The organism is Cryobacterium sp. LW097, assembly GCF_002205495.2.
In the GTDB taxonomy this organism is placed as follows: Bacteria; Actinomycetota; Actinomycetes; order Actinomycetales; family Microbacteriaceae; genus Cryobacterium; species Cryobacterium zongtaii.
The window spans coordinates 916,464-940,577 of the sequence record NZ_CP021992.1 but is presented as its reverse complement, the minus strand read 5'-3'; the positions used below and the strand labels follow the sequence as shown (position 1 = coordinate 940,577).

Here is a 24,114-nt window from a genome sequence, read left to right as displayed (position 1 = left end):
CCGGGCATCCGACCGGTAGCCTGTCCCCGTCGGCCCACTCTCCTCGGAGGTTCCCATGCCCCAGCACCTCATCGTCGGAGCCGGCTGGATCGGCGGAGAACTGGCCCGCCAGCTCGTGGCCCGCGGCGACGACGTCACCGTCGCCACCCGCTCCGGCACCGCAGTTCCCGGCGCCATCGCCCGGGTGCTCGACGCGTCGGACCCCGTCGCGTTCTGCCTCGCGGCCGAGCGGATGCAGACCATCTTTCTGTGCACCAATCCTCCGTACCCGGATTGGGCGCGCCGGTGGCCGCCGGTGTTCGCAGCGGCGATCGCCGCAGCATCCGTCTCGGACGCCAACCTGGTGGTGATGGGCAACCTCTACCCCTACGGGTCGCCGGCCGGGCCGATGACCGAGCATTCCCCCGAGACCACGACCGAATCGAAGGGTCTGATTCGCCGTGACGGCTGGCACCGGGTGCGGGATGCGCACGAGCGGGGTGAGATCCGGGCCGTGGAGGTGCGCGCGAGCGATTACTTCGGCGCCGGCGTGAGCGGGACCGCGCATTTGGGCCAGGCGTTCTTCCGCGCGGTCCTGGCCTCTAAGACGGCCAGAGTCGTCGGCCGGCCCGATCTGGTGCACAGCTGGAGCTACGTACCGGACATCGCCGCAACGATGATCGCCGCAGCCGACTACACCGGCACGTGGGGTCGTCTCTGGCACGTGCCGAGCGGCGCCCACAGCCGCACCGACATCGCCGGGCAGCTGAATGCGCGCTACGGCAGCCACGGCACCGTGGCCGGCTACCCCACCTGGATACTGCGCTCACTCGGCATTCCCAGCCCGTTGATGCGCGAGGTGTACAAGTCCAGCTACCAGTTCCAGGTACCGTACGTGATCGACTCCGCCGAGACCGAGCGGGTGCTCGGCGTGGCGGCCACGCCGTGGGATGCGGCGCTGGTCGCCGTGGCCGACAGCTACCGCCGGTAGCAGCCGGTCAGCGGGCGATCGTGTCGATGATGGTGTCGGCCTGCGCCCGCGCCCAGCGTTCGGCGTCGGCGAGGGACTCGAGGGTGAGGTCGCCCTGCGCCTCGTGGGCCTCCACCACCCGCTGCACGGTGTCGACGATGTCGAGGTAGCCGATCCGGCCGGCGTGGAAGGCCAGCACCGCCTGCTCGTTGGAGGCGTTGAACACCGCCGGGTAGGTGGCGCCGGCGCGGCCGACCTGCTTGGCCAGCTCCACAGCGGGGAACGCCTCGTCGTCCAGAGGCTCGAAGGTCCAGGTGTGCGGGGTGGTCCAGTCGATCGGCACACCGACCGCGGCCACCCGGTTCGGCCAGTCCAGGCCCAACGAGATCGGCAAGCGCATGTTCGGCGGCGATGCCTGCGCGATGGTGGAGCCGTCGATGAACTCGACCATCGAGTGGATGAGTGACTGCGGGTGTACGACAACGTCGATGCTCTCGTACGGCACGTCGAAGAGCAGGTGCGCCTCGATGATCTCGAGCCCCTTGTTCACCAGGGTGGCCGAGTTGGTGGTGATGACCAGTCCCATGTCCCAGGTGGGGTGCGCGAGGGCCTCGCGCGGGGTCACGTCGGTCATTTCGGCGCGCGACCGGCCACGGAACGGGCCACCGGAGGCGGTGAGCACCAACCGGCGCACCTCGTCGGCGGTACCGGAACGCAGCGCCTGCGCGATGGCGGAGTGTTCGGAGTCGACCGGCACGATCTGGCCGGGGGCGGCGAGCGCCTTGACCAGGTCGCCGCCGACGATGAGGGATTCCTTGTTGGCCAGCGCCAGCGTGCGGCCGGCCTTGAGTGCGGCGAGGGTCGGGCCCAGCCCGACCGACCCGGTGATGCCGTTGAGCACGACGTCGGCGTCGACATCCCGCACCAGCTGCTCGGCCTCGGCGGCGCCGACGGCGGTGTCGTCGACGTTGAACGCGGCGGCCTGCTCGGCCAACAACGTTCGGTTGCTGCCGGCCGACAGGCCGACCACCTCGAACCGGGTGGGGTTGGCTTTGATGACGTCGAGCGCCTGGGTTCCGATTGAGCCCGTGGACCCGAGAATGATGATTCGCTGCACGCCCCCATGCTAGGCGCACCGCGGATATATGCCCGGTGCGACTTACCTCGCGCTGTAGGGTCGTTGAGTGACCGGAGCCAAGCACGACCCAGCATCCGAACCCGCAACCGTCCCGGAAGCCCCTGCCGAACAGGTGCCCACCACCGACGAAATCGTCGAGATGCCGGTCAAGGCCAAGCGGCCCGGGTTCGTCTACTTCCTCGGATACGGCATCATGGCGCCGATCGCGCGCCTGGTCTTCCGGCCGCGCATCACGGGTAAGGAGAACATCCCCCGCGAGGGCCGGGTGATCCTGGCCAGCAACCACCTGTCGTTCATCGACAGCATCGTCATCCCGCTCACCGCACCGCGGCGCGTGCAGTTCTTGGCCAAGTCCACCTACTTCACCGGCACCGGCTTCAAGGGTTGGGTCTCCCGCCAGTTCTTCACCTCGATCGGTGCGGTCGGCGTGGAACGTGGCGCCGGCCAAGCCGCCCAGGACGCGCTCGACGCCGGCAAGGACATCCTCGACTCCGACAGCGCCTTCGCCATCTACCCCGAGGGCACCCGGTCGTTGGACGGTCGTCTCTACCGCGGCCGCACCGGGGTGGGCTGGCTGGCGCTCACCACGGGGGCCGTCGTGGTGCCGGTGGGCCTGATCGGCACGCAGGAGATCATGCCGGTGGGTTCGAAGATGCCGCGCATCCGCCGCATCAGCGTGAAGTTCGGCGAGCCGATCGACGTGAGCGGGCACGGCACCGCCGACTCGGGACGCGCCCGTCGCAAGGCCACCGACGAGATCATGGCCGCGATCCACGAGCTGACCGGGCAGGAACTGGCACACAGCTACAACGAATCACCGCCGACGACCGTGGTGCAGCGCGTCAAGCGCGCCATCTGGTGGCGCGAACTGCGCTAGCCGCACCGGGCGTCCCCCTGGTGTGACGCACGAATACCAGGACGAGTGCGCAAAAAAGGCAGATATCCGGTGGGGTGACCCGGTGCTTCCGGACAGTGTTCCTATTTGATTGGATGAAATCATGGGAGCAGTCAGGAAGTCCGGTCCCCGTCGGAGGTTCACGGACAAGGAACGAAGGAACGCTGTCGAGATGGTGACGTCGACGCGGCGGCCGATCACGCAGGTGGCCGCGGAGTTGGGCATCTCGGATAAGACCTTGTGGGCCTGGGTGAACCAGGCCCGGCTGAACAAGATCGACCCGGAACGGGCGTTGACCCGGCAGCAACGAGAACGGATCCGGGATCTGGAGAAAGAGAACGCGCGGCTGCAACGGGACGTGGAGTTCCTAAAAAAAGCGAACGCCTTCTTCCGGGAACTCGATCGCGAGGACAACGGTTCGTTGTGATCGACCGGTTGAAGGCGGACCTACCGGTGTCGTATTTGTGCGAGAAGCTGGGGGTGTCCCGGTCCGGCTACTACGACTGGGCCGGGCGCGAACCCTCACCGAGAGCTCAGCGTCGCGACGAGCTCGCTGCGCTGGTGATCTGCGAGTTCGCGGCGTCGGAGCGGTCGGCGGGGTATCGCAAAGTGACCGCCGCGCTGCATGCCGACGGTGTGGCCGTTGACCGTAAAACGGTGGCTGCGCGGATGCGCGAACTGGGGTTGATCCCGCTGTTCGCCGAGGCGGCGTTCAAGAAAGCCAACCAGCGCAGCAGTCGTGAGGTTGATCCGGTCGACCTGGTGAACCGGCTCTTCAGCAGCCTCACCCCAGGAGCGATCCTGGTCGGCGACATCACCTACGTCCATACCCGTGAGGGGTGGCTCTATGTTGCGACGGTAATCGATCTGGCTTCGCGGGCGGTGCTCGGATACGCGACCGGGAAACGCCAGACCGTGGGCCTGATCATCCGGGCCTTGGACCGGGCGCGAGCGAGCGGCCACGTCGCGGCCGGGACGATCTTCCACTCTGATCACGGCTCGCAATACCGGGCGAAAAGCTTCGCGAGGTACTGCGGTAAGCACGGCATCCGCCGTTCGATGGGCGCGAACATGCAGTGCTGGGACAACGCCGTCGCCGAGTCCTTCTTCTCCAAACTCAAGAACGAACGACTCACCTGGCTCACCTTCACCACCCGCCGCGCGGCGACCCATGAGGTCGTGAAATACATCGGGCACTACAACACCCGGCGCCGGCACCAGAGCCTCGGCTACAAAACACCAGCCGAAGCCCTCACCACGTTCGCCAACACGGCAAAAACAGCCAACGCCACCCCGGCAGCGGCCTAATAAAATGATCAGGAACAGTGTCCAGGACGCACGGGTCACCCCACGGTTTTTCGTCCTATTAGACTTCCGGATTCCTAACTTCGTGGCGCGCGGGCCCGTGCCCGGATGCGTCTTCGATACGTTGAGGGCATGTCTCACACGGTTTCCCTCATCCGCTCAGCCGACCTGTCCGATGTTGCAGAGTACGCCTACGCCGCCACGGCTCCCGCTGAGGCGCGCCTGATCTTCTTGGCCGGTGCGTGCCCGTTGAACCGCGATGGCAGCACGGCCGGAGTGGGAGATTACGCAGCGCAGGCCGGCAAAGCGATGGAGAACCTGGTTGTCGCGCTGAAGGCGGCGGGAGCCGAGCTCGATAACGTCGTGAGCACCCGGGTTCTTGTGGCATCGTCCAACCGGAACGACCTCGTCGCCGCGTGGGAGGTCGTCCGTGCGGCATTCGGCCGGCACGACGCGCCGAGCACGCTCATGGGAGTGACCGTGCTCGGGTACCCGGATCAGCTCGTCGAGATCGAAGCCGTCGCGGCCGTGAGCGACTGACGAATGTGCGCGATAGCTGTTGTGGTCGGATTCGGCCGTGCAGCCAGCGGCCTGGTGATCGCGACGGTTCTCCCTTACTTCTACGCCGTCCGCATTGCCCTCGGCGACGGCAACCCATTCGACTACTTCGGCTACTTCACCAATCAGACGAGTCTGCTCGCCAGCCTCATCCTGATCGCTACCGGGGTGCTGGTCGTCCTCGGCCGAAGCGTTCCTCCGGCACTCACCCTCGTGCGAGGAATCATTACGGCGTACTTGCTTGTGGTCGCCGTGATCTACAACCTCCTCGTCCCGGGAACAGGGTCGGCACCGCCGTGGGTGAGCGCCCTCCTCCACCTCGTCTTCCCTCTCCTCGTCGCACTCGACTGGCTGCTCGTCGGCGACCGTCCACGCTTGCCCTGGCGACGGCTCTGGATGCTGCTCCCCTACCCGGTCCTGTGGCTGACCACGGTCCTGATTCGCGGCGTGACCGACGGTTGGGTTCCCTACGGGTTCCTGCTTCCCGAACGCGGGATCGCCTCGCTCATCGTGCACATCGTCGGGCTGCTCGCGGCGATCATCGCCGCGGGCGCACTCGTCTGGGCTGCCAGCCGATCACCCGGCCTCTACGTCCGAGCCGCGGAACTATCGCCGCACCGCGCGTAGAGCGCTCCTTTTCGCCAACGCTCACGATCGCCGGGCTCGGATCATCCGCCGGTGTACATCTCCATGGCCATCTCGTCACCCGACGCGGCGCACGCATCCGACAGCTCTTGCACGGCACTGATCCACTCCGCGGACCCGATTCCGGTCGTTCCCATGGCACCGAGATCAACCATCGGCGCAACGTCCTTCAGCGCGGCGGTCACCGAATAAGAGTTCCGGCAATGATCCGGATCTGTGACAGGACTGCCTTCGCGTTGGCCCGCTCCAGAGTCTCCGGTCGAGCCAGGCAGTCGATGTGCCGCCCCAGGCCGGGGTGAGCGAGCGGACGAAGGACCACCCCCGGATGCTCACGCAAGTCGGTCGTATACCGGGGCATCAGGGCGACGCACCCGCTCGCTTCGACAACCGAAGCAGCAACGGAGAACTCGTTGATCCGGTGCAAGATGCGCGCCTCGCTCCCGCCGATTCCCGCTATCACGGAGAGAGCCTGCTTGAGCGGGAAGCCTTCGTGCACGGCGACCCACGCCTCGTCGAGAAGATCCGCCGGTTCGATCGCAGCCTTCACCGCGAGTGGGTGATCGCGTCGGACAGCGATATCCAGGGGCTCGAACAGAATCGGTTCCACCCGCACCGACCCCGGCCACGACGGGCTGCCGACCAGCCGGTGTGCGAGGACCAGATCATGATCGGCGGTGAGAAGGGGGAAGTCTTCCTGAGCCACGTCGAAATCGCTCAGCCGGACATCAGGCAGCTCCGGACTCGCGCACGCGGCTACCAGCGGACCGAAAATCGCCAGGCCCGCGCTGTGGAACGCCACCACTGAAACGGTGCCCAACGGATCGTCTTGGAACAGCTCCACCGCCTGTCGGGCGCGCTCGAGCGCCACTTCCACGTCGATCGCCGCCAGGGCCAGCGCGCGCCCGGCGTCGGTAAGCGCGGTCCGCCGCCCGTCCCTGAACGTCAGCGGGGCGGCAGAGTGGCGTTGCAAGGCGCTGATCTGTTGTGATACCGACGACGGCGTGACGTACAGCGCGGCGGCGACGGCGGCGATGCTGCCCCTGTCGCCCAGCTCTCTTAGTGCGCGAAGCTGACCCAGTTCCATAAGTTCAAACTAAAGCATTCGACATCAAACTCCTCTCTTGTCTTACGCGAGGGGGAACCGGACGATGGTGGAATGCCTGCTCTCCTCCGCCGATTCCACGTCGACCTGCTCCTGCTCCTGGTCGCCGCCTCGTGGGGATCGACCTACCTCGTGGCCAAGGAACTCGTGCAGCAAGAGTCCGTGGTGGCGCTGCTGGCGCTCCGGATGCTGCTCGCCGCAGCCCTCATGGCGGCGATCGTGGCCGCTCGGCGGAACCGGATCACCGCGGCAGAGCTCTGCGCGGGCGTGTTCCTCGGGGCGATCTTGGCCGCCGTGTTCGCGTTCGAAACCTTCGGGATAGTCCACACGTCGGCCACGAACGCCGGGCTCATCATCAGCCTCACGATTGTGTTCACCCCGATTCTGGATTCCGCGGTTTCCGGCCGCCAACTGCCCGGCAGGTTCTTCCTTGCCGCCACGATCGCGATCGGTGGAGTCGCCTTGCTCGCCAGCAACGGCGTGTTCCACACGCCGAGCCTCGGCGACCTGCTCATCCTCGTCGCCGCGATCATTCGCGCCATCCACGTCACCTCGATGTTCACACTCACCGGCAACAAGCCGATGAATTCGCTTCACCTCACGACGGTCCAACTGGCCACCTGCGCGACACTGTTCTCGGCGGCGTCCCTGTTCTACGGCGACTCGATCCCGCACTTCCTGGCCAACCTCGACACCGCGCGCGCAGTCCTGTTCCTCTACCTCGTTCTCGCCTGCACAGTCTTCGCGTTCCTGGTACAAACCTGGGCGGTCCGGCGCACCTCGCCCTCCAGAGTGAGCCTCCTCCTCGGAACCGAGCCGATCTGGGCGGCAATCGTCGGAGTTGCGATCGCTCGTGACACCGTGACCCTCCCTGGATACTTCGGTATCGCACTCATTCTGGCGGGTACAGCATGGGGCCGTTCCCTCGAGCAATGGCATCGCCTCGACGAACGCGCAGGGGACGAAGCGTCTCTCAGCGTCGTGGAAAGGTCGCCCAGCCGGGCGGCGGTGTTCGGTGCCTCAGGTTCGGTCGTGGAGGGTGACCTGGTAGCCGTCGGGGTCGGAGAAGGTGAACGTTCGACCGAATGGGCCGTCGATCGGGGCCGAGACGATCGTGTGGCCGTCGGCGACGAGAGCGTCGTGGATGGCCTGGACGTCGGTCGCGTGGAGCCAGATCGCGGCGCCGATGCCGGGCTGGGCAACTGACGCGAGGTCGGTGCCGGGAACGAGGTCTCGCAGCGCAAACGCAATCGGGGTCGTTTCAAAAACAACGGCGTGAGGCGGACCCGCCAGCGAGCGGACCAAGCCGAGGTACTGCTCGTAGAACGCCTGCGAAGCGGCGAGATCGCGAGCTTGGAGGGAGATGAAGTCAGGGCCGGTGACAGGCATGGGGATGCTTCTTTCTGTTGCATTTGTGTCAGTTAGCTGACACGGACACTGTATGTCAAAATACTGACATGAGTCAAGACGGAATCGACCTGGAGACGTCACTGGGCTACTTGCTGAAAGAGGCGTCGAGCGCCCTCCGCGCCGCCATGGAAGCAGTACTGCGCCCGCTCGGGATGACCGTGACGCACTACTCCTGCCTCGAATTACTCTCGCAGCGCCCTGGCCTGTCCAACTCCGAGCTCGCGCGAGGAGCGTTCGTGACACGGCAATCGATGAATGTGCTGCTGCAGGCTCTGGAACGAGACGGCTACGTGTCCCGCCCGGCGCAGGCTCGAGTTGGGAAAGTTCTTCCCGCACAGCTCACGCCACGCGGTCGACGAAGCCTCGAGAAGGCGACCGCTATGGTTCGATCCGTCGAGGTCAGGATGCTGGGCGGCCTGACGCCGGAAGAGCAGTCCGATGCGCACAACATCCTGCAGAGCATGATCCGTTCTTTGCGCAACGACGACGAGCGTGGAACGTAACCTCACGGTTCGGGCGGATCGGTGTACTCATCGTCAGCAATAGACATCGAAGTGCCCGCTGCCAAGGGGCCGTTGCAGACTCCGTGCACGAATGCCCAGCTGCCGCGGCGGCACGGGGCACCCACCCAGCCGACGTCCGTAAACTGGGGGCATGTCTTCTTCCTTCTCGGTCAGCCAGGAGCGCAAGCTCGTCACCGCCCTCCCGGGCCCACGGTCAATCGCGCTGCAGGAACGACGCGTTCGCGCCGTGTCTGCCGGTGCCGGCACCCTTGCCAACATCTACATGGACCACGGCGCGGGAGCGATCCTGGTGGACGTGGACGGCAACCAGATCATCGACCTGGGTTGCGGCATCGGTGTGACCACCATCGGTCACGCGAACCCGGAGGTCGCCGCAGCCGCCGCCGCACAGGCCGGCAAACTCACCCACACCCTCTTCACCGTCACCCCGTACGAGAACTACGTGCGCGTCGCCGAGAAGCTCGCCGAGATCACCCCCGGTGACTTCGAGAAGCACTCGATCCTGGTCAACACCGGAGCCGAAGCCGTGGAGAACGCGGTGAAGATCGCCCGCAAATACACCGGCCGCCGCGCCATCGTGAGCCTGGACCACGCGTTCCACGGCCGCACCAACCTCACCATGGCGATGACCTACCGTCCGTGGCCGGAGCGCGTGGGCATGGGCCCGTTCCCCGGTGAGATTTACAGCGTGCCCACCAGCTACCCCTACCAGGACGGCCTGTCCGGTGAAGAAGCGGCCGAGAAGACCATCGACTACATCCAGACCCACATCGGTGCGTCGGAAATCGCGGCGTTCTTCGTCGAGCCGATCCAGGGCGACGGCGGCATCGTCATCCCCGCTCCCGGCTACTTCAAGCGTCTGAGCGAGTTCTGCACCGAGAACGGCATCGTCTTCGTCTCCGACGAGATCCAGGCCGGCATCGCCCGCACCGGCGCCTGGTACGCCATCGAGCACCACGGCGTCGTCCCCGACCTGGTCACCACGGCCAAGGGCATCGCCGGCGGATTCCCGCTCGCCGCCGTCACCGGCCGCGCCGAGATCATGGATGCCGTGCAACCCGGCGGCATCGGCGGAACCTTCGGCGGCAACCCGGTTTCGACCGCGGCGGCCCTGGCGGTGTTCGACATCATCGAGCGCGACAACCTGCTCGACGAGGCCAAGCGCGTGGAGAAGGCCCTCTGGGCCCGCATCGGCGACTGGGCAGACAAATTCGACATCGTCGGCGATGTACGCGGCAAGGGCGCCATGTTCGGCGTTGAGCTTGTGCACCCCGGCACCAAGAAGCCGTTCCCCGAGGCTCTCGCGTTCGTGCTCAAGCACGCCACCACCAATGGCGTCATCGTGCTGGATGCCGGCAGCTGGGACTCCGTGCTGCGGATCATGCCGTCGGTGGTCATCTCCGAGGCCCTCATCGACGACGCCGCCTCGGTGCTCGAAGAGGCCCTCACCCTGTTCGCGGCCACCCAGAAGTAAGCGCCGCACCTCGCGAAAGCGGTCCAGTGGTCACCTCCGCTTTGCGGAGGCAGCCACAGGGCCGCTTTCGCGGTTTAAGCGGGCGGGCTTAGAGCAGCGAGGCCGGCTCGGCGATGATGATGATTGGTTCGTGACCGACGGGAAAATTGACCGACGCCGCGATGAAGCAGGCCTTGGACGCCTCGGAGTGCAGGGACTGAGCCAGCTCCGCCTGGTCCGGGTCGGCGATGGTGACCCGGGGACGCAGGGTGGCGGCGGTGAAGTGGCCACCGCCATCCGCCGTCTGCGCCATGGTGCCGATGGCGTCGTCGGAATAGCCGACCACGACCACCCCGTGTCTGGCGGCCACGTGCAGATACGAGAGCAGGTGGCACTGGCTGAGCGCTCCCAGCAGCAGCTCCTCGGGGTTCCACCGGTCGGCATCGCCGTGGAAGGTGCGGTCGGCCGAGCCGGCGATCGGTTCCTTGCCCGACGAGGTGAGAAGGTGGTCGCGGCCGTACGCCCGATAGCTGCTGGTGCCGGTGCCGCGGTTGCCCGTCCAGTGGATCTGCACGGCATAGTGATGTACACCGATCATGGCGTCTCCTTCGGGTTTCACGCTTACTGGTAATTCTCGCAGGGAATGGCCCGGCTGCTCGCTGGTGCGGGCGGTAAACTGGCGCGATCATGACTGACACGCTGACTGATTCCGCTGCCGCATCCACCCCCTCGTCCCCGGTCTACACGGTGACCCAGGAACGCAAGATCGTGACGGCCATCCCCGGCCCGCGATCCACGGAGATGCACCAGCGACGCCTCGCCGCGGTTTCCACCGGCGTCAGCTCCGCTCTGCCGGTCTACATCAAGAAGGCCAGCGGCGCGATCATCGTCGACCTCGACGACAACCAGTTCATCGATCTGGGCGCCGGCATCGGCGTGACCACGGTCGGCCACTCGGAAACCAGCGTCGTCGCCGCCGCGACCGGCCAGCTGAACGACTTCGTGCACACCCTGTTCACCATCACGCCGTACGAAGAGTACGTGCGCGTCGCCGAGCTGCTCGCCGCGCACACCCCCGGCAGCTTCGCCAAGAAGACCGTGTTGATCAACTCGGGCGCCGAAGCTGTGGAAAACGGCGTGAAGATCGCCCGCAAGTACACCGGCCGTCGCGCCGTGGCCGTGCTCGACCACGCGTACCACGGCCGCACCGTGCTCACCATGGCGATGAACTACAAGGCCGCCCCGTACGCCACCGGCTACGGCCCGTTGGCCGGCGACGTCTACCACGCCCCCAGTTCGTACCCGTATCACGACGGCCTCAGCGGCGCCGAAGCCGCCGCCCGCACCATCGCGTACCTGGAGAAGGTCATCGGCGCCAGCGACCTGGCCTGCCTGGTCGTGGAACCCATCCAGGGTGAGGGTGGCTTCATGGTTCCCGCCGAGGGTTACCTGCCGCTGCTGCAGGAATGGTGCACCGCGAACGGCGTCGTGATGATCGCCGACGAGATCCAGAGCGGCATGGCTCGCACCGGCGCTTACTTCGCCAGTGAGCACTTCGGCTGGGAGCCCGACCTGGTGCTGATCGCCAAGGGCATCGCCGGCGGCATGCCCCTGGCCGCCGTGACCGGCCGCGCCGAGATCCTCGACGCGTCGCAGCCCGGCGGGCTCGGCGGCACCTTCGGCGGCAACCCCGTCGCCTGCGCCGCCGCGATCGCGGTATTCGAGGCGATCGAGAACAACAACCTCCTCGCCGAGGGCCAGCGCATCGAGAAGACCCTCCGCGCCGGCCTGACCGCCTTGGCGGACAAGCACGACATCATCGGCGACATCCGCGGCCGCGGCGCCATGATCGCCATCGAGCTCGTGCAGCCCGGCACCCAGACCACGACCAAGGCACCCAACGCCGCCGCGGTCACCGCGATCGCCGCCTACGCGGCGCAGCACGGCGTGCTGCTGCTCACGGCCGGCACCTACGGCAACGTACTGCGGTTCCTGCCCAGCCTGGCCGTGACGGATGCCCTACTGACCGACGCCCTGTCGGTCATCGACGACGCGATGGCGACGCTGTAATCGTGACCACGCCGACCTCTCCTGCCGCCTTCGGTGCCGCAGCGCCCTCCACCTCAGGCACCATCGAAGTGATCGACGCCGTCGAACTGGCCGTCGTGGAACGCTCCGGCTTCATCGAGTCCCGCCACGCGGGCGCCGCCGTCGTGCTCGGCACTGACGGCGCCGTTCTGCGCGCCCTCGGCGATGTGAACGCCCCGGTGTTCCCGCGCTCGTCGATGAAGCCGTTCCAGGCCATCGCGGTGATGGCCAGCGGCGTGGTGCTGCGCGGTGAGGATGCCGCGATCGCGACGTCCAGCCACTCCGGCACCCAGAAGCACACCGACCTCGTGCGGGGCCTGTTGGCCCGCGCCGGGCTCTCGGAGGCCGACCTCGGTTGCACGCCCACCTGGCCGGGCGACTCGGGTACCCGCGACTCGCTGGTGCGCCAGGGCGCCGGCCCCGCCCCGATCTACTCGGACTGCTCGGGCAAGCACGCGGCGATGCTCGTTGCCTGTGTGCAGAATCACTGGCCGGTCACCGGGTACCTGGACACCGAACATCCGCTGCAGAAGCGCATTCTCGACGTCGTCGAGCGGTTCACCGGCGAGCGTCCGGCCGCGACCGGCGTCGACGGCTGCGGCGCCCCGGTGCACGCGCTGTCATTGACGGCCCTGGCCCGCGGCATCGCCCGTATCGCCACGTCGAAGTCCAGCTCACCGTTCGCCATCTACCGCGAGGCCGGGTTCCTGGCCGAGGCGGTACGGGAAAACGGCTGGGTGATCGCCGGACCCGGATTGCCGGACTCGATCGCGATCGAGCGCCTAGGTCTGTTCGTCAAGGGCGGGGCAGAGGGCATCATGGTGGCCTCGGCCGAGAACGGCACCACGGTGGCGTTGAAGATCCTCGACGGCAACCTGCGCGCGGCCACCGTCGTCGCGCTGAGCCTGTTGGCGGATGCCGGCGCGGTGCCTCGAGCCGACATCGATGCGATCATCCCCGAACTGAAGGTCGCCGTGCACGGTGGTGGCCAGCCGATCGGCCAGATCCGCGCCAGCTACGTCTAGGGACGCTCAGTCTCGTCGGCTTCCTGCGCCATCGCCAGCGAAGACGCCCCCGGCACCCACTGCACGTCACCGTGCTCGGCGTTCGCACCCCTGGCCAGCACGAACATCAGGGTCGATAGCCGGTTCAGATAGCGCGCGCACAGCGGGTTGACCGTCGTGGGGTGCGCTTCCACGGCGGCCCAAACCGTGCGTTCGGCGCGGCGCACGACGGCCCGCGCCTGATAGAGCAGCGACGCGGCGACGGTGCCGCCGGGAAGCACGAAGCCGCTGAGATCGGTGGCCTGCTGCTCGAAATGGTCGACGGCGCGTTCGAGGCGGGTGAGGTGCGATTCGCTGATTCGTGCGCTCACGGCACGTGGGTCGTCCAGCGGTACGGCGAGGTCGGCGACCAGATCGAACAGGTCGTTCTGCACGCTGGCGAGGGTGGACGTCACCTCGATCGGGAGGTTACCCACGGCCATCACCACGCTCACGGCAGCGTTGGCCTCATCGCAGTCTTCGTAGGCGGCGACGCGCACGTCGGTCTTGGCGACGTCGCCGTGCCGCCCGAAGGTGGTGCGCCCCGAATCCCCCCTCCCGGTGTACAGCGCCGGTCCGGCAGTTTCGAGATCGTCGCGATCAGCCATAGCGGCAACTATAGTAATGTCCCCCGCATCCGCGTAGCGTTGAGGGACGTCGCGAGCAGGTTTTTTGCGCTTCTCAAACCTGTTCGCACCGAGCATCGATCGACGAGTGTTCGATCAGCGAGGACGGACATGTCCAAGGACCCTTCAGACGACAGCATCGAGGCCGCGCTCGGCGACGCGGTCAGTGAACCCGCCCGCACCGGCTGGGCCACCGTCGACAAAACCGTCTTCGGCGTCTCCGCAGGCATCATCGTGGTGGTCTGCCTGCTTGGGGTGCTGTTCACGCAGACCGTGGGCGACGCCGCCGCATCCGCTCTGGGCTGGGTCACCGGCAACCTGGGCTGGCTGTTCATTCTCGGGGCGTCGGGCTTCGTCATCTTCGCGCTGGTGCTGGCCTTCGGCCGGTACGGCAGCATCCCGCTCTCACGGGAAGGGCAGGGCACCGAGTTCTCGACGCTTTCCTGGGTGTCGATGATGTTCAGCGCCGGCATGGGAATCGGCCTGATGTTCTACGGCGTCTTTGAACCGGTCACCCATTTGGCGTCGCCGCCGCCCTTCGTCGACGCGGCACCGAACAGCCCGGATGCCGCCAACGCGGCCATGGCGTACACATTTTTCCACTGGGGACTGCACCCCTGGGCCATTTACTCGGTGGTGGGCCTGGCCCTGGCGTACTCGACCTACCGGATGGGCCGCGGCAACCTGATGAGCGCCCCGTTCCAGGCCATTTTCGGCAAGGACCGGATCGAGACCAAGGGCTGGGGCAAGCCGATCGACATCCTGGCGATCATCTGCACCAAGTTCGGGTCGGCGACCTCGCTCGGTCTCGGCGCCCTGCAGATCGCCGCTGGGATCTCGTTGCTGAGCACCGGCACGTTCTCCGACGACCCGGGCACCGCCTTGCCGATCATCATCATCTGCGTACTGACCGTGGGTGTGGTGTTCTCCGCCGCGAGCGGCCTTGCGAAGGGGATCAAATGGCTCAGCAACACGAACATGGTGCTCTCCGCCGTGCTCCTGCTGTTCGTCTTCGTGGTCGGACCGACCGTGTTCATCCTGAATCTGCTGCCGTCGGCCATCGGTGCGTACCTGGCCGACCTTGTTCCCATGAGCTTCCACTCGGCGGTGTTCGGCGGCAGCGACTGGCTGGCCAGTTGGACGATCTTCTACTGGGCCTGGTGGATCTCCTGGACCCCGTTCGTGGGCACGTTCATCGCCAGGATCTCCCGCGGCCGCACCATTCGCGAGTTCGTTCTCGGGGTGCTCCTGGTGCCGACGGCGGTCAGTATCCTCTGGTTCGTGGTCTTCGGCGGGGCCGGGCTGCACTTGCAACTGAACGGTGTCGACATCGCCGGCACCGGCAGCGAGGCGGCGGGGTTCTTCGCGGCACTGCAGCAATACCCGTTCTTCATCGGCTCGGCCCTGGTGGTGATGGTGCTCACCGCGGTGTTCTTCGTCAGCGGGGCGGATGCCGGTGCCCTCGTGCTCGGGACGCTCTCGAGTCGCGGCCGCAAGGAGCCCTGGAAGCCCCTGGTGATCTTCTGGGCGGTGCTCACCGGCGCCGTCGCCGCGGTGCTGTTGTTCGTGGGCGGGCTGGGCGCTCTGCAGACCTTCACGATCCTGGCGGCAAGCCCGTTCGTGGTGATCATCGTGGGCCTGTGCGTATCGCTGTATGTCGACCTGCGCCGCGACCCGTTGCGCCAGCGCACCCTCGGGCCGGTGCGCACCTCGTCGGAGGTGCTCGGCTCGGTGCCGTTCACTCGGCCGGCCACCGACGGCGACGGCCCGCCACCGGATGCCTCGCCGCCACCACCCGGCAACAGGTCCGGCTAACCGAGGCGGGCCTGTCGCTTGGCCCGGGCTGCGGCGGACACCTGCGCGGTCACGACAATCACCAGCGCCAGGATGAACACCGCCGACGCGATCACGTTGGCCTCCGCCGGGATGCCCCGCGACGCCGAAATGTAGATGTACTTCGGGAAGGTGGTCACGGCCCCGGAGTTGAAATTGGTGATGATGAAGTCGTCGAAGCTCAGCGCGAACGACAGCAGCGCGGCGGCGAGGATTCCCGGCAGCAGCAGCGGGAAGGTGATCCGGGCGAACACCTGGCCTGGCGAGCCGTACAGGTCCCGGCCGGCCTCCTCGAGCGCCGGGTCCAGGCCGGCGACGCGGGCCTTCACCGTCACGACCACGAAGCTGATGCAGAACATCGTGTGCGCCAGGATGATCGTGAGCATGTCCTTGGGCACGCCGAGCGAGAGAAACTGCGCGGCCAGCCCGGCACCGAGCACCACCTCGGGGGTCGCCATCGGCAGGAACAGCAACAGGCTGGTACTGGAGCGAAACCTGAATCTGTAGCGCACCAGGGCGATCGCAATCATGGTGCCGAGGGTCGTGGCGATCAGCGTGGCTGCCAAACCGATGATCAGGCTGTTGCCGAAGGCCTGGCACACGGCGCCGTTCTGCACCGCGCAGACGTTCAGCCATTTGTCGAGGGTGAAGCCGCGCCAGGTGATGTTGGACTTCAGCGAGTCGTTGAACGAAAAGATGAAGGTGTACACGATCGGCACCATCAGGAAGATCAGCGCGAGCGCCGTGTACAGCGGCAGCAGCCACTTGCCGAGCGAGAGACGACTCACAAGAGCTCCTCGGTTCCGCTTCTCTTCACGTAGACGCCCACGATCACGAGGATCACGGTCATCAGGATGATCGACAGCGATGCCGCCGCGGGATAGTTCAGCAGCACCAGGAAGTTGGCCTCGATCACGTTGCCGATCATCTGGGTGTCCGCCCCGCCGAGGAAGTCGCGACTGGCATTGATGTAGTCGCCGGCTGCGGGGATGAAGGTGAGCAGGGTACCCGCCACGATGCCGGGCATCGACAGCGGGATGGTGACGGTGCGGAAGGTGTGGAACCCGCTGGCGTACAGGTCGTTGCCGGCCTCGAGGTAGCGCAGGTCCAGCCGCTCCAGGGTGGTGTAGAGCGGCAGGGTCATGAACGGGATGAAGTTGTAGGTCAGGCCGAAGATCACCGAGAACGCGGTGCCGGTGAGATGGGCGTCCGGGGCCAGCAGCGAGACGGCCTTCAGCGAGGTGACGAGGAACGATTCGTCGGAGAGCAGCTGCTTCCAGGCCAGCGTGCGCAGCAGGAAGCTGATGAAGAACGGTGCGATCACGAGCACCAGCATCAGGCTCTGCAGCAGCGGCCAGCGCCGGGCGGTGACGCCGATGAAGTACGCCAGCGGGTAGCTGAACAGCAGCGCCAGGACCGTGGCGATGAGCGCATAGCCGAACGAGCGCAGGATGTGCGGCCAGTACTGGCCGATCACCTCGACGTAGTTCTCCCAGCGGAACGCGTAACTGTACATGCCGATGTCACCGAACTCGCTCGGCGCCTGCAGCGAGGTGAGGATCAGCGACACCAGCGGAGCCAGGAAGAACAACACCAGATAGAGGATGCCCGGCAGCAGCAGGAGCAGTGCCACCGGACTGCGGCGGCGCTGCGGCGCATCCGTTGGCGCGGCGGCGGTGCTGGCGAACGCGGCGAAGGCCATCTAGGCCTCCTCGAGCTCCGTCACGAGAGCGGCGCGACGCTGTGCGGCGATGCTCTTGGTGCTGGTGTCGGCGACGAACCTGGGGTCCGGTGCGACGGGGTCGTCGTCGAGGCCGAAGCCGTGCTCGACGTTCCAGGTCACCCATACCTCGTCCCCTTCGCCCTCGACCGGCCCGAAGGAACGGTTCTGTTCGAAGACGATCAGGACACCGACGCCGGGCACGCTCACGAGATATTGGGTGCTCACACCGGTGAAGGACACATCCGTCACCCGGCCCGGGCCCATCACATTGTGGCCGGAGTCGTGGACCGGTTTGTCCCGGTGCAGGGTGAGTTTCTCCGGGCGCACCCCGATGGTGACGTCGCCGGCGTGGCGGTGCGAGCGGGTCTTGGGCACCACGATGCTGCGACCGGCGATGTCCACGGCGATGGACGTGCTGGTCTCCCCCACCACGGGCCCGGTGAAGAGGTTGGACTGGCCGAGGAAGTTCGCCACGAACGCGGTCCGGGGGAGCTCGTAGAGCTGCTCCGGCGCGCCCAGCTGCTCGATCCGGCCCTTGTTCATCACCGCGATGGTGTCGGCCATGGTCATGGCCTCCTCCTGGTCGTGGGTGACATGCAGGAACGTGAGACCGACCTCCTCCTGGATGGTCTTGAGCTCAAGTTGCATCTGCCGGCGCAGCTTGAGGTCCAACGCACCGAGCGGCTCGTCGAGCAACAGCAGCGCGGGCCGATTCACGATCGCCCGGGCCAGCGCCACCCGCTGTTGCTGGCCGCCGGAGAGTTGCACGGGCTTGCGCGCGGCCAGGTGGTCCAGTTCGACCAGCCGGAGCGCCTCATGCGCCTTGCCGAGGGCATCCGTGATCTGGCGCCGTCGCAGCCCGAAGGCCACGTTTTCGAGCACCGTCATGTGCGGGAAGAGCGCGTAACTCTGGAAGACGGTGTTCACCGGCCGCTGGTAGGCCTTTTGGGCGGTGACGTCAGTTCCGCCGATCAGGATGCGGCCGCCGGTGGGGTCTTCCAGTCCGGCTACCAGGCGCAGGGTGGTGGTCTTGCCGCAGCCCGACGGGCCGAGCAGGGCGAAGAACGAGCCGGCGGGAATGACGAGGTCCAGGTGTTCGATGGCGGTGAAGCCGGGGAAGCGTTTCTGGATGCCGACCAGCTCGAGGTCGGCACCCCGGTCGGCGAACGCGCCGCTTGGCACGGTTCAGGCTCCCAGCAGGATGCTCTGGAACTGCGCGCCGTAGGTTTGTTCCTCGGCGCCGGTGAGGGTGCGGAACACCTTGGCCTTGGCGAGGGTGGCGTCATCGGGGAAGATCAGCGGGTTCTCGGCGAGCTCGGGGTCGATCTCCATGGCCGCCTCCCTGGCGCCGGCGACGGGGGTGATGTAGTTCACGTACGCGGCGACCTCGGCGGCGACGGCCGGGTCGTAGTAGTAGTTGATCAGGGCTTCGGCGTTGGCCTTGTGCGCTGAACCGATCGGCACCACGAAGTTGTCGTTCCAGATGGTGCCGCCCTTCTCCGGTACCACGAAGCCCCACTTGTCGCCGTTCTCGGCATTGAGTTGCACGATGTCGCCCGACCAGACGATGGCCGCGAGGCTGTCGCCGTTGACGAGATCTTCCTTGTAGGAGTTGCCCTTGATGTTGCGCACCTGGCCGTCACTGACCTGCTTCTTGAGCACGTCGATCGCGGCGGTGAACTCGTCGTCGCCCCAGTCGCCGGCGATGTCGACGCCCGCATCGAGCATGATCAGGCCCATGGTGTCGCGCATCTCGGAAAGCACGCCGACACGGCCCTTGAGCTCGGGAGTGTTCCACAACTCCTCGACCGAGCCGATGCCGCCGGGGAGCTTCTCCTTGTTCCAGCAGATGCCCGCGAAGCCGCCCTGCCAAGGCACCGACAGCGCCCGGCCGGGGTCGAAGTCCACGTTCTTGAGGGTGGGCAGCAGGTTGGTCAGGTTGGGGATGTTCGCGTGGTCGAGTTCCTGCAGGTAGCCGAACCTGGCGAGCCGGCCGACCATCCAGTCGGTCAGGCAGACGGTGTCGGCGCCGATGTCCTTGCCGAGGGCGAGTTGGTCTTTGACCTTGCCGTAGTAGGTGTTGTTGTCGTCCACGGCCTCGGTGTAGTTCACCGTGATGCCGGTCTCGGCGGTGAAGGCAGCCAGGGTCGGGTAGTCCCCGGCGTCGTCCACGTCGATGTACAGCGCCCAGTTGTCCCAGCGCAGCGTCTTCTCGCTCTCGGACGCGTCGGCCGCCGCTGTCGGTTGCGCCGCACTGCCGGTCGAACACGCGGCGAGCGCCAGTGCCGCCGCTCCTGCCCCCGCGCCGGTGAGGAGCGCGCGCCGGCCCAGCTGGGCCTGCCTGGCCTGGCGGACGAGCTGCTGGATCATCGGGTCTGCGGGCATCGGCCTGGGCGACATGGACGGTCTCCTTGCATTCTTCAGCGGCGTCGAAAGGCGTCGGGAACGCCCCGGCCCGCTGCGTGACGAGTGGACCGATAGTGGCACAGTCGACACCGAACGCGCCATAAAATGATCAAAACGTTAACATTCCTGCAATTTTCAACCGATTTCGTCGCTGTCGCTCGGTCGTTGCGTTCGGGATCGACGATCCAGCCACAGTAGGCTGCTCCCAGGCTGGCCCCCACCAGACTGTCCCCACCAGGCTCAGGAGCGTCATGCGAGTTGCAGTCCCCCGCGAGATCAAAAACAACGAGTTCAGGGTCGCGATCACCCCGGCCGGCGTCCACGACCTGGTGCTCCACGGGCACGAGGTGCTCGTCGAGACCGGTGCGGGCGTCGGCTCATCGATCACGGACGCGCAGTACCGCTCCGCCGGAGCCACGATCATGCCTGACGCCGCATCCACCTGGGCCGGGGCCGAGTTACTGCTCAAGGTGAAGGAGCCCGTGCCCCGCGAGTACGGCTACTTCAGGCCCGATCTCGTACTCTTCACCTACCTGCACCTGGCCGCGGAGGCCGGCCTCACCCAGGCGCTCCTGACGGCCGGGGTCACCGGCATCGCCTACGAGACCGTGCAGCTGCCCAGCCGGGCACTGCCCCTGTTGGCGCCCATGAGCGAGGTCGCCGGCCGGCTGGCTCCGATCGTCGGCGCGAACGCCATGCTCAAGCCCAACGGCGGGCCCGGCCTGCTCGTGCCGGGTGTGCCGGGCACTCACCCGGCCAGGGTCACGATTCTCGGCGGCGGGGTCGCCGGAACCGCCGCCATGCAGGTGGCAATCGGCCTGGGCGCCGAGGTCACGGTTTTGGACACCAACCTCTTCCGTCTCCGCGAACTGGATGCCCTGTACTACGGGCGGGTGAAGACCATCGCGTCGAACGCGTTCGAGATCGACACGGCGCTCGTGCAGTCCGACCTGGTGATCGGGTCCGTGCTGATCCCGGGCGCCAAGGCGCCCAAACTGGTCAGCAACGAGCTGGTGTCGCGGATGAAGCCGGGCAGCGTTCTCGTGGACATCGCCGTCGACCAGGGCGGCTGCTTCACCGACACCCACGCCACCACACACACCGAGCCCACCTTCACCGTGCACGGGTCGCTGTTCTACTGCGTGGCCAACATGCCGGGGGCGGTGCCGAGCACGTCAACCTACGCCCTCACCAACGCCACCCTGCCCTACGTGCGGGCGATCGCGAACCTCGGCTGGCTCGAGGCTCTTCGCTTCGACGCCGCGCTGGCGCTGGGATTGAACACCCACGCCGGTGTTCTGACGAACGCGCCGGTCGCCGCCGCCAACACGTTGCCGTTCCGGCCCCTCGCCGAGGTGCTCGCCTAGGCGGCTGCCTGCCCCAACCTACGGCACCGTGACCCTGTACACGGTGCCGTCAGGGCGCAGCAGCCAGCCCCGCGAACCGGCCGGAGCCAGCGGCGGCGGCAGGTCGCGCCGGCGGGTCAGCAGGCGGAAGTCGGCCAGGCTGGCGCCGTCGAAGACCAGCGGAGCCACGCCGCGCAACCCGGTCAGCAGCGACCAGTGCGCCTGCCAGGTGTCTGCGTCGCCCACCAGCACGGTGCCGGCGGCGACGTCGGAGACCACCAGGCGATCCTCCCGGGCTCCGACCGACGGGTGAGCGCCGAGCAGCACGACGTGCGGGAAGGCCGGCGAAGCGGCAGCCCGGATGGCTGCGGCGGTTCGTGCGGCGGACCCCGCGACAACGAGCAGCACACGGGTGGACGCGCTGGTGTCGTCCAGCGCGGACGGGACGACGGCCGGCTCGTAACCGTGCCCGGCGGGCTCGGCGAGCATCAGCTGGATGCGCGCACCCCGCCAGCGCCCGCCCCCTGGCGGCACGGTTTCGTCGTAGCTCGCTGCCGGTTCTCCCACAGCCTGGTGCTCGTACACGCTGGGCAGCCGCAGCACCAGGCGGCTCTGGCACAGGGCGGGCAGGGCCTGCAGCGCCCCGGTGAGCCGTTGCCCGGTGACCACCAGGTGCAGCCCGCCCTGGCCGCCGTCACGAAGGAGTCCGGTGAGCAGGTCGACGGCTGCCGCACGGTGTTCTTCGCCCCACCGGGCGAGCACGGCGTCGATGTCATCGAAGAGCAGCAGCCGGCTTTCCGGCCCGGCGTCGTGTCGCCGGCCACCCGCCGGTGCAAGGCCGGCCGGGCCGTCCAGTGCGGCCCTCGCCCGCACCAGGGCGTCCCAAGTGCCCTCGACATCGGCCGAGATGAGGTCGATCCGATGCGGGGCCTGGGCGGCAATCGCGGCCAGCAGTGTCGACTTACCCGTTCCCGCACCTCCCACCACCAGCAGGTGCCCGTCGGCCCGTGGGTCGTACCCGGCCACGGCGTAGCGCTGCTGCTCCGGCTCATCGATCAGTCCCAGCACGAACGGCGGCGGCGGACCCTCGGCGGCGAGCGCGGCGACCTGGGCCGGCGTGACCAGCCGAGGGAGCGGGTCCAGCCAGGGCCGCCGCGGCGGGTCTGCGGAAGCTGGTGCGCCGTTCAGGACCGCCTGGATGTCGGCGTGGGTCGTCGTGGCCACCTGGCAGGTTTGCGCGGGCGCCGACCCGCTGCGCACCACGCATCGGCCAGGCCGGCCGGCGTCGATCCGGGCGGCGGCATCCGACCCGATCACGGCCAGGCTGTCGGCGGCGTTGTTCACCCGTAGCGAGAGCCGCAGACTGCAATTGGACAGCAGGGCGTCACGCGCCACGCCGGCGGGTCGCTGCGTGCACAGCACCAGATGCACGCCCAATGACCGGCCCCGGGCGGCGATGTCCACGAACTGTGCGTGCAGCGTGGGAAAGGCGTCCAGCATGGTGGCGAATTCGTCGATCACGATGATCAGGCGCGACAGACGCCCGGCGCTGCGCGGGTCGGTGATGTCACGGCCACCGGCGTCACGGAGCACCCGTTCCCGGTGCCGCAGCTCAGCGGCGAGGCTGCCCAGGGCCCTGAGCGCCTCGCGGTCGTCGAGATCGGTGATCAGCCCCACGCAGTGCGGCAGCTCCCGCACGAAGTCGAATGCCGCCCCGCCCTTGAAGTCGACGAGCAGGAAGGTGACCTGGCTCGGCGGATACCGGGCGGCCAGCGCTGCCACCCAGGTCACCAGGAGTTCGCTCTTGCCGCTGCCCGTCGTGCCGCCCACGAGGGCGTGCGGCCCATCGGCCACGAGGTCCACACTCAGGGGTCCCCGCTCCCCCACCCCGATGACGCAGGCGAGGCCGGCCGGCGTATCGAGGGGGTGGTCGGCTCCCCCATCGGGGTCAGTAGCCCACTGAGAACACAACGGTGCGAAGGCGACGGTCTCCGGCAGCGCGTCCCCCGAGTCGACCACGCCGGCCGCCTCGGCCGCACGGCGGAGCATCGCACCGAATCCGGCGGTCTGCTGTTCAGCCACCAGGTGCGGCACGAAGTGCAGCGCGGCCGGACTCCCTCCCAGCCGCACGAGTTCAGCGTCGCTCGCCCCGTCCACCCGCACGATGGTCGCGCACCCTGGCGGGAGAGCGGCGCCGGTTTCGGCGAGCGCGATCCGGAAATCGGTGTCGGATCCCCCGGACGGACCGGACTGACCGGGCCGGGCCGGGCCGGCTGGCGTGCCCCCGGTGATCGTGAGCCACCGGGCCGGGGACACCGCCGACCGGTGCGGGAGGCCGGCCGCCCAGGCCCAGTCGTCGCCGGCCGGAATCCGGATGCCCAGGGCGCGGGGGCTGAGCTGGCCGACCAGTTGCACCACCAGGCTGCGGGCCAGCGACCTGACGACCAGGCCGGGTCCGACCAGCCCGATGCTGCCGGCCGGGTCCACGGTGATGGGGGCGCCGGTCAGGACCGCCGCCCTGGCCCGCAACTCGCGCTGCTCGGCGCTGGCACCGCCCTCCAGGCGCAGGCCGCTGGGGACCGGTCCGGCCCCGAGCACCAGAGCGGCCGTCGCCGGATCGGCCCAGCGGGTCGGGTCGTGGGCGTCGCCGAGCATCCGGTGCGCCGCGGGTGCGGCACGCCAGGCATCGCGCCGCAGCCGGGCGAGGCTCTGGTCGACGGTATCCTCCGCCTCGGCCATCCGGGTCGCGTAGCCGGCGGCGTCCCTGCGGCGTTGCCGAGATCCGGACCGGCGCCCGTCGACGAGCCCCGCGACGGCGATGATGGGGCTGAGGACCGCGAAGACGAGCACCAGCGCCGATCCGGTGATCGCCCAGATCAGTCCGGCGGCAATCAGGGGTGCCACGCAGGCGATGAGCGGAAAGCCGGGGCGTCCGGGTGGCACGGGCGGGGTCGGCAGCCGGATCGGGTCGATGGTAGGCGGCTCGGGGGCGACGGTCATGTCTCCAGCACACCCGAACGGCCGGCCGGGACGACCGATGCGGCGGTCCCGGTGCAGAACGCGGGAACCG

General features: G+C 67.8%; 23 protein-coding genes and 1 pseudogene. 13 read left to right on the top strand and 11 right to left on the bottom strand.

The window, feature by feature from the left end; genetic code table 11:
* Positions 1-55: 55 nt before the first annotated feature.
* Positions 56-970, top strand: a complete 915-nt coding sequence (locus tag B7495_RS04340; RefSeq protein ID WP_088455492.1) for an NAD-dependent epimerase/dehydratase family protein — start codon at positions 56-58, stop codon at positions 968-970.
* A 7-nt stretch (positions 971-977) separates the two neighbouring features.
* On the opposite strand, the gene B7495_RS04335 is transcribed toward B7495_RS04340, so the two are convergent.
* Complete coding sequence (locus B7495_RS04335) at positions 978-2,066, bottom strand: 1-deoxy-D-xylulose-5-phosphate reductoisomerase (RefSeq protein WP_088455491.1); 1,089 nt, start codon at positions 2,064-2,066, stop codon at positions 978-980.
* Between the two features lie 160 nt (positions 2,067-2,226).
* On the opposite strand from B7495_RS04335, the gene B7495_RS04330 reads away from it, so the two are divergent.
* The 5 genes from B7495_RS04330 (at position 2,227) to B7495_RS04310 (ending at position 5,472) form a co-directional block, all read left to right on the top strand.
* Positions 2,227-2,964 (top strand): 1-acyl-sn-glycerol-3-phosphate acyltransferase, encoded by a 738-nt coding sequence (locus tag B7495_RS04330; protein WP_088457900.1) that lies wholly within the window; start codon positions 2,227-2,229, stop codon positions 2,962-2,964.
* A 190-nt stretch (positions 2,965-3,154) separates the two neighbouring features.
* Positions 3,155-3,409, top strand: a complete 255-nt coding sequence (locus tag B7495_RS04325; RefSeq protein WP_240632287.1) for a transposase — start codon at positions 3,155-3,157, stop codon at positions 3,407-3,409.
* On the top strand, positions 3,406-4,290 hold the full coding sequence (locus B7495_RS04320) for an IS3 family transposase (protein WP_205748756.1): 885 nt from the start codon (positions 3,406-3,408) through the stop codon (positions 4,288-4,290). Before B7495_RS04325 ends, B7495_RS04320 begins: the two co-directional genes overlap by 4 nt.
* 129 nt (positions 4,291-4,419) lie before the next feature.
* Positions 4,420-4,827 carry a RidA family protein gene (locus B7495_RS04315; protein WP_088455488.1) on the top strand — a complete coding sequence of 136 codons (408 nt, stop codon included), beginning with the start codon at positions 4,420-4,422 and terminating at the stop codon, positions 4,825-4,827.
* Between the two features lie 3 nt (positions 4,828-4,830).
* A complete protein-coding gene (locus tag B7495_RS04310) occupies positions 4,831-5,472 on the top strand; it encodes a Pr6Pr family membrane protein (protein WP_168195284.1) in 642 nt (213 codons plus the stop codon).
* A gap of 41 nt (positions 5,473-5,513) precedes the next feature.
* Here B7495_RS04310 and B7495_RS19035 read toward each other — a convergent pair whose 3' ends face one another.
* Both B7495_RS19035 and B7495_RS04305 read right to left on the bottom strand, forming a co-directional pair.
* Positions 5,514-5,675 (bottom strand): hypothetical protein, encoded by a 162-nt coding sequence (locus B7495_RS19035; RefSeq protein ID WP_165787971.1) that lies wholly within the window; start codon positions 5,673-5,675, stop codon positions 5,514-5,516.
* A complete protein-coding gene (locus B7495_RS04305) occupies positions 5,672-6,574 on the bottom strand; it encodes a LysR family transcriptional regulator (RefSeq protein WP_088455487.1) in 903 nt (300 codons plus the stop codon). The genes B7495_RS19035 and B7495_RS04305 overlap by 4 nt, the downstream gene beginning before the upstream one ends.
* Before the next feature lie 72 nt (positions 6,575-6,646).
* On the opposite strand from B7495_RS04305, the pseudogene B7495_RS04300 reads away from it, so the two are divergent.
* Positions 6,647-7,444, top strand: a pseudogene (locus B7495_RS04300) (DMT family transporter); the annotation flags it as partial.
* A 168-nt stretch (positions 7,445-7,612) separates the two neighbouring features.
* Here the strand turns inward: B7495_RS04300 and B7495_RS19295 are convergent.
* A complete protein-coding gene (locus B7495_RS19295; RefSeq protein WP_088455485.1) occupies positions 7,613-7,981 on the bottom strand; it encodes a VOC family protein in 369 nt (122 codons plus the stop codon).
* Positions 7,982-8,049: 68 nt separating this feature from the next.
* Here B7495_RS19295 and B7495_RS04290 point away from each other — a divergent pair, with 68 nt between their 5' ends.
* Together B7495_RS04290 and B7495_RS04285 are read left to right on the top strand one after the other, a co-directional pair.
* Entirely contained in the window at positions 8,050-8,505 is a 456-nt protein-coding gene (locus B7495_RS04290; protein WP_088455484.1) for a MarR family winged helix-turn-helix transcriptional regulator, read from the top strand.
* A 151-nt stretch (positions 8,506-8,656) separates the two neighbouring features.
* Entirely contained in the window at positions 8,657-10,000 is a 1,344-nt protein-coding gene (locus B7495_RS04285; RefSeq protein WP_088455483.1) for an aminotransferase class III-fold pyridoxal phosphate-dependent enzyme, read from the top strand.
* Between the two features lie 88 nt (positions 10,001-10,088).
* On the opposite strand, the gene B7495_RS04280 is transcribed toward B7495_RS04285, so the two are convergent.
* Positions 10,089-10,577 carry an OsmC family protein gene (locus B7495_RS04280; RefSeq protein ID WP_088455482.1) on the bottom strand — a complete coding sequence of 163 codons (489 nt, stop codon included), beginning with the start codon at positions 10,575-10,577 and terminating at the stop codon, positions 10,089-10,091.
* An 89-nt stretch (positions 10,578-10,666) separates the two neighbouring features.
* Between B7495_RS04280 and gabT the strand changes: the two genes are divergently transcribed.
* Positions 10,667-12,049, top strand: a complete 1,383-nt coding sequence (gabT, locus tag B7495_RS04275) for a 4-aminobutyrate--2-oxoglutarate transaminase (RefSeq protein ID WP_088455481.1) — start codon at positions 10,667-10,669, stop codon at positions 12,047-12,049.
* Between the two features lie 2 nt (positions 12,050-12,051).
* The gene (locus tag B7495_RS04270; RefSeq protein WP_088455480.1) at positions 12,052-13,092 is read left to right on the top strand and encodes an asparaginase; all 1,041 of its coding nucleotides are present in this window, start codon (positions 12,052-12,054) and stop codon (positions 13,090-13,092) included.
* On the opposite strand, the gene B7495_RS04265 is transcribed toward B7495_RS04270, so the two are convergent.
* On the bottom strand, positions 13,089-13,718 hold the full coding sequence (locus B7495_RS04265; RefSeq protein WP_088455479.1) for a cob(I)yrinic acid a,c-diamide adenosyltransferase: 630 nt from the start codon (positions 13,716-13,718) through the stop codon (positions 13,089-13,091). The genes B7495_RS04270 and B7495_RS04265 overlap by 4 nt on opposite strands.
* Positions 13,719-13,847: 129 nt before the next feature.
* On the opposite strand from B7495_RS04265, the gene B7495_RS04260 reads away from it, so the two are divergent.
* Positions 13,848-15,551 (top strand): BCCT family transporter, encoded by a 1,704-nt coding sequence (locus B7495_RS04260; RefSeq protein WP_088455478.1) that lies wholly within the window; start codon positions 13,848-13,850, stop codon positions 15,549-15,551.
* On the opposite strand, the gene B7495_RS04255 is transcribed toward B7495_RS04260, so the two are convergent.
* From B7495_RS04255 to B7495_RS04240, 4 genes are read right to left on the bottom strand one after another with little or no spacing between them, the layout of a single operon-like run.
* Positions 15,548-16,357: an ABC transporter permease gene (locus B7495_RS04255; RefSeq protein WP_240632393.1), complete on the bottom strand. Its 810-nt coding sequence runs from the start codon at positions 16,355-16,357 to the stop codon at positions 15,548-15,550. The two genes, B7495_RS04260 and B7495_RS04255, sit on opposite strands and share 4 nt — an antisense overlap.
* On the bottom strand, positions 16,354-17,271 hold the full coding sequence (locus B7495_RS04250) for an ABC transporter permease (RefSeq protein WP_088455477.1): 918 nt from the start codon (positions 17,269-17,271) through the stop codon (positions 16,354-16,356). Before B7495_RS04250 ends, B7495_RS04255 begins: the two co-directional genes overlap by 4 nt.
* Positions 17,272-18,474 carry an ABC transporter ATP-binding protein gene (locus B7495_RS04245; RefSeq protein ID WP_088455476.1) on the bottom strand — a complete coding sequence of 401 codons (1,203 nt, stop codon included), beginning with the start codon at positions 18,472-18,474 and terminating at the stop codon, positions 17,272-17,274.
* A gap of 3 nt (positions 18,475-18,477) precedes the next feature.
* Complete coding sequence (locus B7495_RS04240) at positions 18,478-19,692, bottom strand: spermidine/putrescine ABC transporter substrate-binding protein (RefSeq protein ID WP_088455475.1); 1,215 nt, start codon at positions 19,690-19,692, stop codon at positions 18,478-18,480.
* A 257-nt stretch (positions 19,693-19,949) separates the two neighbouring features.
* Between B7495_RS04240 and ald the strand changes: the two genes are divergently transcribed.
* Positions 19,950-21,065: an alanine dehydrogenase gene (gene ald / locus B7495_RS04235; RefSeq protein ID WP_088455474.1), complete on the top strand. Its 1,116-nt coding sequence runs from the start codon at positions 19,950-19,952 to the stop codon at positions 21,063-21,065.
* 18 nt (positions 21,066-21,083) lie between these two features.
* Here ald and B7495_RS04230 read toward each other — a convergent pair whose 3' ends face one another.
* Positions 21,084-24,044 carry an FtsK/SpoIIIE domain-containing protein gene (locus B7495_RS04230; RefSeq protein WP_088455473.1) on the bottom strand — a complete coding sequence of 987 codons (2,961 nt, stop codon included), beginning with the start codon at positions 24,042-24,044 and terminating at the stop codon, positions 21,084-21,086.
* Positions 24,045-24,114: the final 70 nt, after the last annotated feature.